This window comes from Prevotella sp. KH2C16 (genome assembly GCF_900113305.1).
Lineage (GTDB): Bacteria > Bacteroidota > Bacteroidia > Bacteroidales > Bacteroidaceae > Prevotella.
Genome location: NZ_FOOW01000002.1, coordinates 175,628 through 190,066, shown reverse-complemented (window position 1 = coordinate 190,066; position 14,439 = coordinate 175,628). Strand labels below are relative to the sequence as shown.

General features: G+C 46.8%; 13 protein-coding genes. 1 reads left to right on the top strand and 12 read right to left on the bottom strand.

Going from position 1 to position 14,439, the window contains the following annotated elements:
* Nucleotides 1-3: 3 nt before the first annotated feature.
* The 6 genes from trpB to BM114_RS02480 form a co-directional block, all read right to left on the bottom strand.
* Nucleotides 4-1,206, bottom strand: a complete 1,203-nt coding sequence (gene trpB / locus BM114_RS02505) for a tryptophan synthase subunit beta (RefSeq protein ID WP_092110058.1) — start codon at nucleotides 1,204-1,206, stop codon at nucleotides 4-6.
* Nucleotides 1,203-1,979, bottom strand: a complete 777-nt coding sequence (trpA, locus tag BM114_RS02500; RefSeq protein WP_092110056.1) for a tryptophan synthase subunit alpha — start codon at nucleotides 1,977-1,979, stop codon at nucleotides 1,203-1,205. The genes trpB and trpA overlap by 4 nt, the downstream gene beginning before the upstream one ends.
* Nucleotides 1,980-2,007: 28 nt before the next feature.
* Nucleotides 2,008-2,712: a phosphoribosylanthranilate isomerase gene (locus BM114_RS02495; RefSeq protein WP_092110188.1), complete on the bottom strand. Its 705-nt coding sequence runs from the start codon at nucleotides 2,710-2,712 to the stop codon at nucleotides 2,008-2,010.
* A gap of 58 nt (nucleotides 2,713-2,770) precedes the next feature.
* Nucleotides 2,771-3,565: an indole-3-glycerol phosphate synthase TrpC gene (gene trpC / locus BM114_RS02490; RefSeq protein ID WP_092110054.1), complete on the bottom strand. Its 795-nt coding sequence runs from the start codon at nucleotides 3,563-3,565 to the stop codon at nucleotides 2,771-2,773.
* 11 nt (nucleotides 3,566-3,576) lie between these two features.
* On the bottom strand, nucleotides 3,577-4,581 hold the full coding sequence (trpD, locus tag BM114_RS02485) for an anthranilate phosphoribosyltransferase (protein ID WP_092110052.1): 1,005 nt from the start codon (nucleotides 4,579-4,581) through the stop codon (nucleotides 3,577-3,579).
* A gap of 338 nt (nucleotides 4,582-4,919) precedes the next feature.
* The gene (locus tag BM114_RS02480; protein ID WP_092110050.1) at nucleotides 4,920-5,357 is read right to left on the bottom strand and encodes a hypothetical protein; all 438 of its coding nucleotides are present in this window, start codon (nucleotides 5,355-5,357) and stop codon (nucleotides 4,920-4,922) included.
* A 560-nt stretch (nucleotides 5,358-5,917) separates the two neighbouring features.
* Between BM114_RS02480 and rpe the strand changes: the two genes are divergently transcribed.
* Nucleotides 5,918-6,568: a ribulose-phosphate 3-epimerase gene (gene rpe, locus BM114_RS02475; RefSeq protein ID WP_092110048.1), complete on the top strand. Its 651-nt coding sequence runs from the start codon at nucleotides 5,918-5,920 to the stop codon at nucleotides 6,566-6,568.
* Between the two features lie 2 nt (nucleotides 6,569-6,570).
* Here rpe and BM114_RS02470 read toward each other — a convergent pair whose 3' ends face one another.
* The 6 genes from BM114_RS02470 to miaA all read right to left on the bottom strand — a co-directional run bounded on the left by BM114_RS02470 (nucleotide 6,571) and on the right by miaA (nucleotide 14,415).
* Nucleotides 6,571-7,167 (bottom strand): RNA polymerase sigma factor, encoded by a 597-nt coding sequence (locus BM114_RS02470; RefSeq protein ID WP_092110046.1) that lies wholly within the window; start codon nucleotides 7,165-7,167, stop codon nucleotides 6,571-6,573.
* A gap of 343 nt (nucleotides 7,168-7,510) precedes the next feature.
* Nucleotides 7,511-8,899 carry a glycoside hydrolase family 57 protein gene (locus BM114_RS02465; RefSeq protein WP_092110044.1) on the bottom strand — a complete coding sequence of 463 codons (1,389 nt, stop codon included), beginning with the start codon at nucleotides 8,897-8,899 and terminating at the stop codon, nucleotides 7,511-7,513.
* Nucleotides 8,900-9,015: 116 nt separating this feature from the next.
* Nucleotides 9,016-10,284, bottom strand: a complete 1,269-nt coding sequence (locus BM114_RS02460) for a glycosyltransferase family 4 protein (RefSeq protein ID WP_092110041.1) — start codon at nucleotides 10,282-10,284, stop codon at nucleotides 9,016-9,018.
* Nucleotides 10,285-10,299: 15 nt separating this feature from the next.
* Entirely contained in the window at nucleotides 10,300-12,246 is a 1,947-nt protein-coding gene (locus BM114_RS02455; protein ID WP_092110039.1) for a glycogen debranching enzyme N-terminal domain-containing protein, read from the bottom strand.
* 328 nt (nucleotides 12,247-12,574) lie between these two features.
* Complete coding sequence (locus BM114_RS02450; protein ID WP_092110037.1) at nucleotides 12,575-13,507, bottom strand: diacylglycerol/lipid kinase family protein; 933 nt, start codon at nucleotides 13,505-13,507, stop codon at nucleotides 12,575-12,577.
* On the bottom strand, nucleotides 13,498-14,415 hold the full coding sequence (miaA, locus tag BM114_RS02445) for a tRNA (adenosine(37)-N6)-dimethylallyltransferase MiaA (protein WP_092110185.1): 918 nt from the start codon (nucleotides 14,413-14,415) through the stop codon (nucleotides 13,498-13,500). Before miaA ends, BM114_RS02450 begins: the two co-directional genes overlap by 10 nt.
* Nucleotides 14,416-14,439: the final 24 nt, after the last annotated feature.

The window sequence follows — 14,439 nt, the reverse complement described above, 5'->3', positions numbered from 1 at the left end:
GTTTCAGAAGTTTGCATATTCTTTGGCCATGGCCTTATTCTTGAGATAAGTCTCTACATCCTTGTCCCCGCGACCACTCACGGTGAGCACTACGACATCTTCAGGATTGAAGCTGAGCTTCTTGAGTGCTGCAATGGCATGGGCACTCTCTATGGCGGGAACGATGCCCTCCATGCGGGTGAGCTCATAGCCGGCATAGATGGCCTCGTCGTCATTAATGGCAAAAACCTTTTCTCGCCCTTTCTCTGCAAGATCTGCATGCATGGGGCCGATGCCAGGATAGTCGAGTCCAGCACTGATTGTGAAGGCTTCCTTGATCTGGCCGTCGTCAGTCTGCATAACCAATGAGCGGGCTCCATGGATGATTCCCTCCGTCCCGCAATGAATCGTAGCGGCAGTATAGTCGCTGCCTATACCATGGCCGCCAGCCTCCGCCAATACAATCTTTACCCGCTCGTCATCAATATAGTGATAGATGGTGCCGGCAGCATTACTCCCACCACCTACGCAGGCAATGAGGCAGTCAGGATAATCACGGCCAATCTTCTCCTCAAGCTGCATCTTGATTTCCTCGGATATCACGCTCTGCATCTTTGCCACGATGTCCGGATAAGGATGAGGACCCATCGTCGACCCGACCAGATAGAAGGTATCACGAGGATGGCAGCACCAGTCGCGGATAGCCTCAGAGCATGCGTCGCTCAGAGTCATATTACCCGTGGTAACCGGATGCACGATTGCACCCAGCATTTTCATGCGCTCCACATTGATATGTTGCCGTTCGACATCCGTCTTGCCCATGAAAATCTCACAATGCATACCCATAAGAGCGCATACCGTTGCCGTCGCCACGCCATGCTGACCGGCTCCCGTCTCAGCGATGATGCGCGTCTTTCCCATCTTACGGGCAAGGAGAATCTGCCCGATGGTGTTATTTATCTTATGGGCACCAGTATGGTTTAGGTCTTCTCGCTTCAGATAGAGCCGACACCCATATTTCTCACTCATGCGTTTCGCGTGATAAAGCGGAGACGGACGCCCGACATAGTCTCTAAGCAACTGGCGGTACTCCGTCTTGAATTCCTCGCTCTCTATGATGGGATTATAGGCTTCCTGAAGTTCATGAACCACATTATATAATATCTCTGGCACATAAGTACCCCCATAATGCCCGAAAAAACCGTTTTCATCTACTTGATATTTCATTTCTGCAATGCTTCATAAAGTTGGTCCATGGCCTTATCTGGGTCATGGGTTTCATTCAATAAGGTTACGAATTTACTGCCGATAATGGCTCCAGCGGCGTTTTGCCATGCGCTGTCAAGCGTCTGTTTATTGCTGATGCCAAACCCAATCATGCGAGGATTCCGCAGATTCATGGAGTTGACACGCCTGAAGTATTCCTGCTTAGCTTCGTCAAAGTTATCCCGCGCGCCGGTAATGCTTGCACTCGACACCATATAGATGAAGCCGTCCGTATGCTCGTCTATAAAACGAATCCGGTCTTCGGATGTCTCCGGGGTAATCATCATGATAACACGGATGTCATATTTGTCGGCAACAGGCTTAACTCTATCGACATAGTCGGCAAAGGGAAGGTCGGGAATGATGCACCCGCTAACGCCACAGCGCACGCAGTCCATGAAGAACTTCTCGATGCCGTAGTGCATCACTACATTCAGATATCCCATCAGGACGAGCGGGATAGCAACATCATCTTTGACTGCCTCCAACTGGACAAAGAGCTTGCGGAGCGTCATGCCGTTCCCAAGTGCAACGGTGCCCGCACTCTGAATGACAGGACCATCAGCCAACGGGTCGCTAAAGGGAATGCCTACCTCTATCATATCAACACCGCGACGCTCAAGGATTCTGATAATATCACCCGTCATCTCCAATTCCGGACACCCGGCGCAGAAATACAAAGACAAAAGCTTACGATCCTTGCGATTTGCAAAGAGCTGGTTTATCTTATTCAAAATACTTGATTTTTTGTTGTAAATGATTTTATCCTTCTCTTACAGTCTGTATGAAATCTCGTAATTTCACCACATCTTTAACTCCCGGTTCAACTTCAAAACGACTGTTCAAATCAATGCCGGCGAACATCGGATGGCGTAAAGCCTTCACACGCGTAGCATCGTCAGGCCCCATTCCACCACTCAAAAGGAACGGGACTCCACCATCATATTGCCGGAGGATAGACCAATCAAACTGCTCACCACTTCCGCCTACGGTCTTACACCTGGTATCAAAGAGGAACATATCCACAGCACCGATATAAGCTGCACACTTCTTGAAGTCTTCGGCAGATGAGACACTAATAGCCTTGATAATCTTTATGCCGGGATGAATATCAGGGTCAAGGGTCAGACGCAGGTTTTCACATGTCTCCCGAGGCTCCTCGCCATGCAACTGGATATAATCGAGACTATAATTAAATACGCGTGTTACGATATTCTGGGGCATATCATCAACAAACACTCCTACCCGCTTAGGCTGACTCTCCAGGCTCCCTGTTACGACAGGGTTCCCCTGGCTCTGACGAAGGCGCTCTTCGCTATAATCTGGAATGATACCTGCCTGAGCACTGATCATCTGCACAAAGCGAGGACTCTGAGGCCAGAAAACAAACCCCATCATATCTACTCCTAATGCTGCTACCTCGCGGATATTCTCGGCTTCGCGCATGCCGCAAACTTTTATTAACATAGTTATATTCATTTATAATGTCCAAAGTTACGAAAAAAACATGATACTATCACGCAGATCAACTTGTTTTAAGTTGATGAATAAACCCTCCAAGTGCCATTCCCGGATTTTCTGCCTTCATAAGGTTTTCTCCCATCAAAAAGCCATGAAAGCCCGCCTCACGCAAAGCCTTTACCGTTTCTGCATCGTGAATACCACTCTCGCTGACCCTGCAGACATTTTCCGGAAGGTGCCCTATCAGGTTGAAACTATTTTCCACATTGGTTTCAAAGGTCCCAAGATTCCGATTATTGATGCCATACATGTCCGGCTTAAGCTCCGCATATGCAATATCCCGATCATTGTGCATTTCAAGAAGGACCTCCATGCCAAGGCTATGTGCCATCTTTAGGAGGCGCGCACACTCATCCATGGAGAGACAGGCGGCAATCAGCAACACCGCAGAGGCACCACAATAGCGGGCCTGGAGGAGCTGATACTCATCGATGATGAAGTTCTTGTATAGAATCGGAGTCTTCACTCCAGCTATACGAGCCATCCGGACGAACTCATCATAGCCTCCGAAAAAATGCTGATCAGTAAGAATGCTGAGGGCTGAAGCTCCATTCTCCTCATAAGCCTTCGTAACAACATCAGGGTCTGCAGCACGGTGAATCCAGCCCTTGGACGGGGAACGGCGCTTGAACTCCGCAATGATTCCGGTCTCAGAAGCCACCAACGCCTCCCGCATAGAGGGTACCGGAATCCGCAGAGCCTTCTCTACCATGCCGGCCAACTGCGTCTCCGGCACATACAGACGGAACTCTTCTATTTCCCTGCGCTTATAGGCCACGATCTCTTCCAGTATATCCATTGCCGATATTGTTAGCTGTTCAGTTCAACAAACTTCCTGAAAGCGGAAAGGGCCTTGCCGCTGTCAATGCTGTCGCGGGCAATCTCAATGCACTCTTCAATGCTCTTTTCGCCTCTTTCCATGACCTGAATACCAAAAGCCGCATTGGCCAGAACGATATTTTTCTGTGCAGGAAGGGCACGGTTCTCGAGTACGGAGTCGAAGATTTCAGCAGCCTCAAGCTCCGTGGCACCGGCAAGTAGCTCCTCTGGTTTGGCAGGCTCAAACCCGAGATCCTGCGGTTTGAAGACCCTCTCGTAGGTGTTGGTAGTTACCTTGAAATCACCCGTAAGCGATATCTCATCGTAGCCATCAATGCTGTTCACAATGCCGTAGTCGATGCCAATCTTCTGATAAACACTATTATAAAGCCGCATCTGGTCAAGATTGGCAACGCCCAGAAGCTGGCACTGCGGCTTTGAGGGATTGATGATTGGGCCAAGAAGATTGAAGAATGTCGGAAACGGAAGAGCCTTGCGAATAGGCCCTACAAACTTCATGGCCTTTGCGAAAAGCTGTGCATGCAAGTAGACTATGCCGGCCTCGTTGAGCGAACGATTCAACTTGTCTATATCATCCGTAAAAACCACGCCGTGCTCCTTGATGACATTCGAAGCTCCGCTCACCGATGTGGCTGCAAAATTACCATGCTTGGCCACCTTATAGCCAGCTCCTGCGATTACGAAACATGATGTTGTTGATATATTAAAAGTGTTTTTACGGTCTCCGCCCGTACCCACGACATCAATGTACCTATCGCAAGCCAAAGGAACCGGCACCCCCGTTTCGAGAATTCCTTCACGAAAACCGAGCAGTTCATCAACAGTTATCCCACGCATCTGGATGGATGCCAACAATGCGGTAATCTCTTCTGTATTAAATTCTCCCTTGGTAATGCCAATGAGAATCCGTCGGGTCTGATCAGCCGTAAGCTCTTCATGACCCAGAAGCTTGTCAAAAATCTCTTTTGCACTCATGATTCAATCTCCTATATTCCATTTTCATTGTTATTGTTCCTAATAACTAAAAGAGGCCTGTCGCAAGAACGACAGGCCTCTCAAATTCCTCTTATTTATTCTTTAGAGTATCTACATGGCTCCGTAACTCACGACCTTTTAAATCTTGAGCGACGCCACCACCACGATGTAGAAACAGTAAATCTCATAATTGACATCTATATTTTTTTCTTCTGCAAAGATAAGGTTTGTCTTTGAATTATCCAAAGTTTTGCCCCGAAAACTTTCAGAATGTCATGTTTTTAACATTTGCGCCTATCAAGGCGCACTACAAATCGAAGGGATTATCACTCCTCCACTCATAATCTAAAGACGGCGATTCCGCAATCCATGTCTTCAATCTTACTAAGGTCTATCCAGTCTACTTCCGATTCATGAAAAGAATGAAAAGTGAATACGCACGACTGTTGTTTTACGGATAATATAATCTCATATCTACAGCCGGCTTTTTGCAACGCTTTTTCTATCCGACTTACAAAAAGAAGTGCGTTGGAAACTATATTTTGACGGCAAAAGTCTTCAATATGAATACTGTTGAGAAAACATTCATACGCAGTTTTATCCTCAAACAGGCTTGGAGTTATATGAGGGTTACTGGCATAAAATCGTCTTAAGAAGAAACATTGTTCCTTCTCCATGATTCCCTCTGCCAGAAGATCCGCAAGTTTCCTGGCCAGCCTGGGCGACCCCTGCTCCCTTTTCAAGATGCGCATCATTCTCCTATTCAGTATTATCATACTCCAGAATGTTTTCTCCCGGGCAAATTTACAACAATTTTTCAATAAACCTGTCATTGGGAATTAAGAAATTGCGAAATCCTCTTAGCAGAAGGATTGACAACTTCAAAATTTGCTTTCAGGCACCTCCTTCCTGACAAAATCGCCGATTTTGTCCATCAATTTCGCCGATTTCGTCGCACAATATCGGCGATTTTGTCAGACGAATAACGGCTGTCTGTGAAATCGTTTCTATCCGGACGCTCCTCCTTTTGCCCTCTCCGTCTTCTCCTACCTCTACACCTATTATAATAAGTTATACAGTCCACAGATCCAGCTACTAAGCGATGTAGGGAGAAAAAAATGCAAGGTCTGATATAATAAAAGCCTAACATCTTCGTTTTCTAACTGTATACCAACCACAAAAGCAGATTAATTGCCTATGAAGTACTTTACCCCAGAAGAAATGGAACCGTCTGAAAAAACCTTGAGTTTTATCCGGCAGTTCGCAAGAAGCTATCATGCCCTCCATGAAAAAGGAAACAATATGCCAAGTTGCCTAAACTGAAATCTCTGCCAAAATGGAAACAATAATATCCCCCTCCCTGCTTTCCGCTGACTTTCTCAATTTACAAAAGGAGGTGGAAATGATCAACCAGAGTGATGCCGACTGGCTTCATATGGATGTAATGGACGGTGTCTTTGTCCCTAACATATCGTTTGGATTCCCCATCTTATCCGCAGTTTCAAAGATCTGCAAGAAGCCTCTTGACACTCATTTCATGATCGCACAGCCCGAAAAGTATATCAAAGAGGCCAAAGAATCCGGGGTCTACATGATGACAATTCATCAGGAAGCCTGCCTGCACCTCAATCGCACTATCCATGCCATACGCAATGCGGGCATGAAAGTGGGAGTGGCACTAAACCCCTCCACGCCAGTAAATACTCTGGAAGAGGTAATCAGCGATATCGACATGGTGCTGCTGATGAGCGTGAATCCCGGTTTCAGCGCACAGAAATTCATAGAGAACTCCCTCCATAAAATTGCCCGGCTGAAGAAACTTATCGCCGACAGCGGAAGCAAAGCTCTCATTGAGGTTGACGGCGGGGTGCAAAATGAAACAGCCCCACGCCTCATTAAGGCTGGAGTCGATGTGCTGGTGAGCGGGAGCTATGTCTTCAAATCAAGCAATCCAATAGCTACGATTCACGCCTTGAAGAATCTCTGACCCTAATCGGACATTAAGGTGATGTTGTTGGTCTTGGCCATTTTGCGAAGGTTCAGGAGAGCATAGCGCATGCGCCCAAGGGATGTGTTGATACTCACATTCGTTATTTCTGCAATCTCCTTGAAAGACAGTTCTTGATAGAAACGCATGAACACCACCTCGCGCTGTGTCTCGGGAAGCATTTCCATCATTTTCCGCACATCGCCGGAGACTTCTTCCCTGATATGCACATCCTCGATATTGCCGTCGAACAACTCCGTTCCGCGGACATTCGAAAGATCATTTTCTTCGTTGACCTCCACAACATGTCCGCTTCTCTGCGAACGGTAGAGATCCATTATCACATTATGGGCTATACGGATAAGCCATGCAGAAAACTTCCCGGTGGGTGAATATTTGCCTTCCTGCATCTTTATGATGGCCTTGACGAAAGTGTCCTGGAATATGTCATCGGCTTTTTCACGGTCTCTTACCACAAACAAAATGTATGAAAAGAGCTTCGCTTTATTGCGTTCCAACAATAAATCAAAAGCCTCGACGCTACCGCCAATATAAGAAAGAGCCAACTCTTCATCGGTCATCTTACTGAGATTATTCATTTCCTTTAACTTTTAAATTGGAGTAAAGGTTTTGCGATAGGCTTCTTTATATTTATTGTCTTAAGACTGTTAATATTAGTTGCAAATATAAAAGTTTTCTTTGATTTAGCCAAATTTTTTGTATAAAAAGTGGCATTCTTGGCAATAAAAGAGGTTGGCGCAGGATGCTACCAACCTCAAATTCAATGTTTCGAAAATGTCGAAACCCATGAAAAACATGCCTCAAATATAGATTTTAATTTTGACAAAAGCAAATTTTTAACATAAAAAGTTGCAAAAATCATAAAAAAAGCCCCGTCTTCAGATATGACGGGGCTGCTTTTCTGTGTCATTCACACGAAAATCATTCGGCTTTCTTCGGGGTTGACTTCTTGGTCGAAGCCTTCTTGGGAACGGGCTTCTTCTCTATCTGGGCACGGAGCTTGTCGCTCGCGGTTTCAATCTTCTCTATCTTCGCTTGCAAACGGGTTATTTCCTTATCTTTCATTGCAATCTCGTCGCCCTGATTTTTAATCGTGGTAAGCAAGCTTTCCAGTTCGTCGTTATCAATATCTTCCGGATAAAGATTGTTCACGCGGGTAACGAAATCGCCCAGGATATTCATGTAATTGGTGAATGCATCAAACGGAGATGTATAGATGCCACGGTCAATACCCACTCCCGAAGACTTTGTGGTCATGAACCGGAAATTGTTAGTAGCCTGCAGATAGTCCCAATCCTGATTGATACGGGAATCATTGGCGATACGAACACGGTCGGCTATGCCATAGAGTTTGTTGAATGCCTCCCGCTGCATGGGGTTGCCCAACCATGTGGAAACATCACGCTCCTCATCCATCCACGAAAGCGTATCCGGCACATCAAGCGCACCTGCGCTCTTCATTTTCAGGCAGATTTCCGTAGGAGTAGAAAATGTTATGCCCTTGGCCTTTGCACATGCCGGCAATGCCTTGAGGAATTCCAAGATGTTGCTCGACAAAGGCTGGGAGATTCCCAGCGCATACAAGTTCATGAAAATGCCATAGAACTGCTCCTCTTCCGGACAATCTGCAATCTTCTGAATATAATTGTCAGCAAACAGGGGATAGCCTTCCCAGTCGCTATTATTGAAGCGCAGTGAAATGTCATCACTCAAATTCACATCGCGAAGCAAGAGTTTGAGACTTGGAGCTAAAGCCGAATGATAGACATAATGCGGGGACTTCCACCCTAATACATGCTTTGCGCCTTCAGTAAGCATTCCCTTGAAACCCAACTGGGAAACCTGCAGGCCAATATCGTCGCTATAGATAAGACCCGAATTACGGAGAACTTTGGGAGTCTGGCCGAAATACTCCTTGACCTTTTCCATCTGACGCTTAACTTCCGTGGCAAAGCTTTCCTCGTTAATCAATGAAGCGAGCCCATGAGAATACGGCTCCGCGAGAAACTCCACACAGCCTGTGCCGTTCAGTTCCTGTAACTTCTCGAGCACCTGCGGAGCATGCATTTCCAACTGTTCCATGCCCACTCCCGAAAGCGAGAAGGCCACTTTGAATTCCTTCCCGTTTTCCTTGATCATTTCGCCGATAGCATTCAGGGCCGGCATATAGGAACGCTCTGCGATATCGGTTATGGAACGCTCATTCTCGTAATCATCATAATAATAGTGATCAGTACCGATATCAAAAAAACGATATCGCCTCAGATGAATAATCTGGTGTATCTCAAAATATAAACAAATCGTTTTCATTTTCTTATATTATAATTAATTGTTTTTTTTAAAATGACATCCTGCTCTCCTTTTCATGTGGTCTATCCGGAAAAGAAGACCTTCCATATGACTGCGTAATGCCCTTTGTCAGGACACTATGCCCAGCCGAGCGTGCGCTCATAAAGTTTGTAAATCCATGCACCCACTTTCTCCCATGTAATCTGGTCTACCTCTTTCTTTCCTTCGTCTTGCAAATAGTGGAAGAGACTCTCATTATGACAGATTGAATAGATGGCATCGGCCATTGCATGGATATCCCAGTAGTCCACCTTGATACAGTTGTTCAGGATTTCGGCGCATCCACTCTGCTTGGAGATAATAGAAGGAGTGCCGCATTGCATGGCCTCCAAAGGAGAGATACCGAAGGGCTCACTTACTGACGGCATTACATACACATCGGAGTCTTTCAGGCATTCGTAAACCTGCTTGCCGCGCATAAATCCGGGAAAATGAAACCTGTCGGCAATGCCCCGTTCGGCTGCAAGATAGATCATCTGATCCATCATATCGCCCGATCCCGCCATGCAGAAGCGGACATTGCGCGTGCGGTGAAGCACCATGTTTGCAGCCTCGACAAAATATTCCGGCCCCTTCTGCATCGTCAGGCGGCCAAGGAAGGTAACGACTTTCTCCTTTCCCGTATGATCCGGACGGGGAATATCCTGCAGTTCCTGACGGAGAGGATATACGGCATTATGTACCGTGAAGCACTTGCGCGGGTCTTGATGATACTGATTTATGACCGTCTGACGGGTCAATTCGCTCACGCACATAATGCAGTCAGCATTGTCCATTCCGTCTTTCTCTATGCTATAGACAGTCGGGTTTACATGTCCACGGCTACGATCGAAATCAGTAGCATGGACATGAATACACAGCGGCTTCCCTGAAACATGCTTGGCATGAATGCCTGCTGGATAAGTAAGCCAGTCATGGGCATGGATGATGTCATAATCAAAGGTACGCGCCACCACGCCGGCAATTACAGAGTAGTTGTTGATTTCTTCATGCAGGTTCTTTGGATAGCCGCCTGCAAACTCCATGGCACCAAGGTCATTGACATGCATATAGTTGAAATCACCATAGATATGGTCGCGAAGCCGATAGTAAAGCTCCGGCTCCATGACATTTCCTATACGGCTCCTTACATAGTCGTAGTCCACATCCCGATAGGCTACAGGCACACAGTTCATCGCCACCAGATTTGCTGCAGAGCGATCCTCATCGCCAAAGGGCCTCGGCAGACACAAAATCGTATCTACCTTGCCCAAGGCGTGCAACCCCTGTGAAATGCCATAGTTGGCTGTTGCCAGACCACCATATACATGAGGGGGATACTCCCATCCAAACATTAAAACTCTCATGGTTATGCCCTCCTTTTAATATGTATATTTTTCAAGTAGCTCGAGCGTACGAAGTACTTCAGCCACATTCATCGTATATGAGATTGCCCCACGCCCCCTGAACGGAGGATTACCATCAAAAAGCTCCGGCAAAGTGCCCAGACAATGATAGAACATCTCATCTTCGTATCCTACCATCTGACGCTCAAGGAAGCTCAGACGCGTACGCTTATAGAGTTTCAGGCAGGCTTCCATGTAGAAACCACCCAACCAAGGCCAGGCAGTACCCTGATGATAGGCAAGGTCGCGTTGATTCTGCGGCCCCACATACATGGGATTATAGCCGCCGCTCTTCGGGGAGAGCGAGCGCAGTCCCTTAGGAGTCAGTAATTCCCGAGTACAAATATCAATGATATTCTTTTTCTGTTGCTGATCCAAGGGTGAATAATCAAATGCGACAGGAAATATCATATTTGGCCGGACGCTCCAGTCTACCATCATCCCGTCTACATAATCATATAGATAGCCATATTCATTGAGGAATGTATCCACGAATGACTGCTTGCACTTTGCCGCAATTTTTTCCAGATGCTCAGCATGTTTATCGTCCTTGTGATCTCTGGCTATAGAAGCCGTAAACATCAAGGCATTATACCACAAGGCATTAAACTCGACAATGTAGCCGTTACGGGGAACAACTGGATGCCCATTTGATGCAGAGTTCATCCATGTGATCGGCGTTTCCTTGCCGCCCGAGGCATAAAGAAGTCCATTTTCCTGAAGTTCAAGATTGGGGTGCTTGCTGCTCTCTATATACTGCATGATATCCATGAGCAATCGCCCATACTTATCAAAACATTGCTGGCGACCACATTCGCGAGCATATTGTTGGATACACCATACTGCCCACAACGGCACATCGGGCTTGTCAATTTCATATATCTTCTTCGTAATAGGTTTCCCCTCCATGAATTCCCGCAGCGCAACCTCGGCTGTCTGCATGACTAATTCAAAGTAATCATCCTCTTCTATGGAGAGCGTAAGACCCGGAAGTGAAATAAAGGTATCACGGGCACGACTCTTGAACCACGGGTAACCGGCCAAGATATAGCGGTCATCATTCTTCTCATGAATACGAAATTGATGGGCCGCATTTACCAGACAATGAAAGAAGTTATCACGAGGAGTGCGCTCATCCACCTCCTCCTGAAAGAGCTTCTTTAAGCCCAGTGTCTTGATTTCCGAAATAGCAGCTGAGAAAACGATGCTTTCCCCTTTTCGGATGTGCATCTCGAAATATCCCGGAACATAAAGATCTTCGTTTGAAGCATAACCACGCTGCTGTTCCTTCGGATATTCCACGCCGCGATACCAGTCAGGCTGAAATACAAACTCGTTCTTTTTCGAGAACTGCATATACAAGTCAGGATAACCTGCATACATACAAGTCTTGATTCCATTATCAACTGGAGAATAGTTGCGCGACGCTACCGAATTCTCATGCGTAAACTGGCGAACGCTCCTAAATGCCAGGAACGGCCGGAAACGAAGTGTCGTTGCAGAATGTGCGTCCTCCAGCGTATAGCGGATGAGGATTCTGTCTTCGTAATGCTGGAACACTACTTCTTTTTTCAGAAGCACGCCTCCCACACGGTAAAGCGTAGTCGGGACTTTGTCGCAATCAAACTCCCGAATGTATTTATGTCCCTTAGGACTGAAGTTGTCGCCCTGATACTTATGAAGGCCGAGGTTGAACTCTGCTCCATGTTGGATAACGGTTACATCGAGCGAAGAAAGGAGTACATGGTTGTCATCATCCAGATTGGGTACAGGAACAACGAGCAGACCATGATATTTCCTCGTGTTGCAATCCACAATCGAAGAGCATGAGTAGGCTCCCGACCGATTGGTACGAAGCAGTTCCTTAGGCAAGGCTTCCTCCAAGTTGGTCATCAGGGCTTTTTCGAATTTAAGATAGCTCATAGGTTATATGTAAGGTTTAGTTATATAAGATAGCATTAGAATTGGTTGTATCGGCATGTTGTGCCGCTATCCCATTCTTGCTTCAAAATTACAAAAAAATAAATATAAAACAAAATAATTTCTAACTATTTTTCCCAAAATAAACATTTAATGCGGCACAGCAAAAGAATCTGCGATGGAATTGCGGTTATCAGAGACGCATTTGTAGATAGCACTTCACAGCCGGGATTCCGATGGAAACCCAGAATTATATCATTAAGAGAATTAGCAACCGAGAATGTCCCGAGCAACAGGGCGACGAGACGAACATGTAGGAGCTGAATCTCCCCTACGCCGGTATCAGAAAATTGATTACCTCCTGCTCCACCCTGATCGTGTACTCACCTAACGGAGAATTGAGGAGCCGTCCGTCAATACCGACCAAGGCCTTCTCCTCATTCCGCACCTGCACTTCTTTCGTGCGATAGGGATGCACGCTCTTGTGATTAAGGAACTTTCCTCTGACAAAAAGGTAAATTCCCTCTATCAGCTGTGCCATCTCCGGATGATAGACCACGCTCACATCAAGCAATCCGTTATAAGGGACGGCATTCGGCGTTTGTCCGTATCCGAGCGCATTTCCCACACACACCGTCATCACCTTGCGATTGATGCTCTCGCCGTTTATCTTCAGATGCATCTTGTATTCCAGCCGCTGGAATATCATCAGGATGAAAGAAATTACATAGCTGACCGTTCTCGATCCTACGATATGGCGTGTCTGCCGGCGCAGGTTCATAATCGTTGCTATCAGACCTATATTGATACAATTCAGGAAATAACGATGACAGGGCTCTCCGTGCTTGTTCTTATAGTTGATTCGCCCAAGGTCTATCTTCCTTACACGATGTTCTTTCAACCATTTGACCGACCTCTCAATTTCTCCTTCCTGAAATCCCCAGAAATGAGCAAAGTCGTTCATCATCCCATTGGGGATAACTCCCAGCGCTATCTGGTCGCGCACTTCCTTCTCCGTCTGCATCAGGCAGTTCACCGCATCATTCAACGCCGAGTCGCCACCTATTATTATCAGGGTGCGATAGCCGTTGTTAATCATCATCTTGACCAAGCGCTCCACGCTTCCCGTACTCTCGCTCTGTACATAGTCGAAATCGATGCGTTCACTGCGAAGCACCTTCTCGATGTTCTCCCATCGCTTTTGTGGGCGGAATGAATTCTTTGGGCAATACAGGATGCCCCATTTATTTTCGTTTACTGCCATAATGCTAATATTTGTTCTATCTTCGTTTCCATCGGGAGCACCGCGTCTATCCAATGAATGGTGAAGCCCCTGCGCTCCATGCCGCGGAACCATGTCATCTGCCGCTTCGCAAACTGATGGATGGCTGTCTCAAGGCTTCTGAACATTTCGTCGTAGGCGGTCTTTCCGATGACATACTCCGTAACATATTTATATTCAAGGCCGTAATATATCAAATCTTCTGCAGGTATTCCTCTGTCGAGTAAGCCCTTAACCTCTTCAACCATACCCGTTTCCAGCCTTTGCTTCAAGCGGTGGGTAATCTTATCCCGCCTTAAATCCCGGTTAATATTTACCCCGATGACAAGAGCGTCCACCGCAGGCATCTCACGCAAGGATATCGGATGCTCGAGGTTATAGGTCTCAATCTCGATGGCGCGGATTGCCCGCTGGCAGGAATCCACATCCGTCTTGTTGTGCATCTTGCTCCCGGTCTTCGCCTTCAGGTCTTTCAGCATCTCGGTCAATGCTTCCAGAGACAGTCCCTCCAAATCTTTTCTCAGAGTTGAGTTCTGGGGCACGGCCGAGAGTCGATACCCCTTCAGCACGGCTTCTATGTAAAGTCCCGTCCCGCCACACAGAATGGGGAGCTTTCCTCGTTTTCGAATATCCTCATAGACCGTATGAAAGTCCTTCTGATATTCATAAAGATTATATTTGGTTCCCGGTTCCGCGATGTCGATGAGGTGATAAGGGATATTCATTCCGCCCACCTTGTAATCATCAAGATCCTTTCCCGTGCCGATGTCCATGCCACGATAGACCTGCCTTGAGTCTGCGCTGATAATCTCTGCATCCCCTATCCGGGCAGCCAAAGCCGTGGCAAGCGAGGTCTTCCCGCTGGCAGTAGGACCGAGTATCGTTATCATCGCATTCATGTCGCAAATATAGAC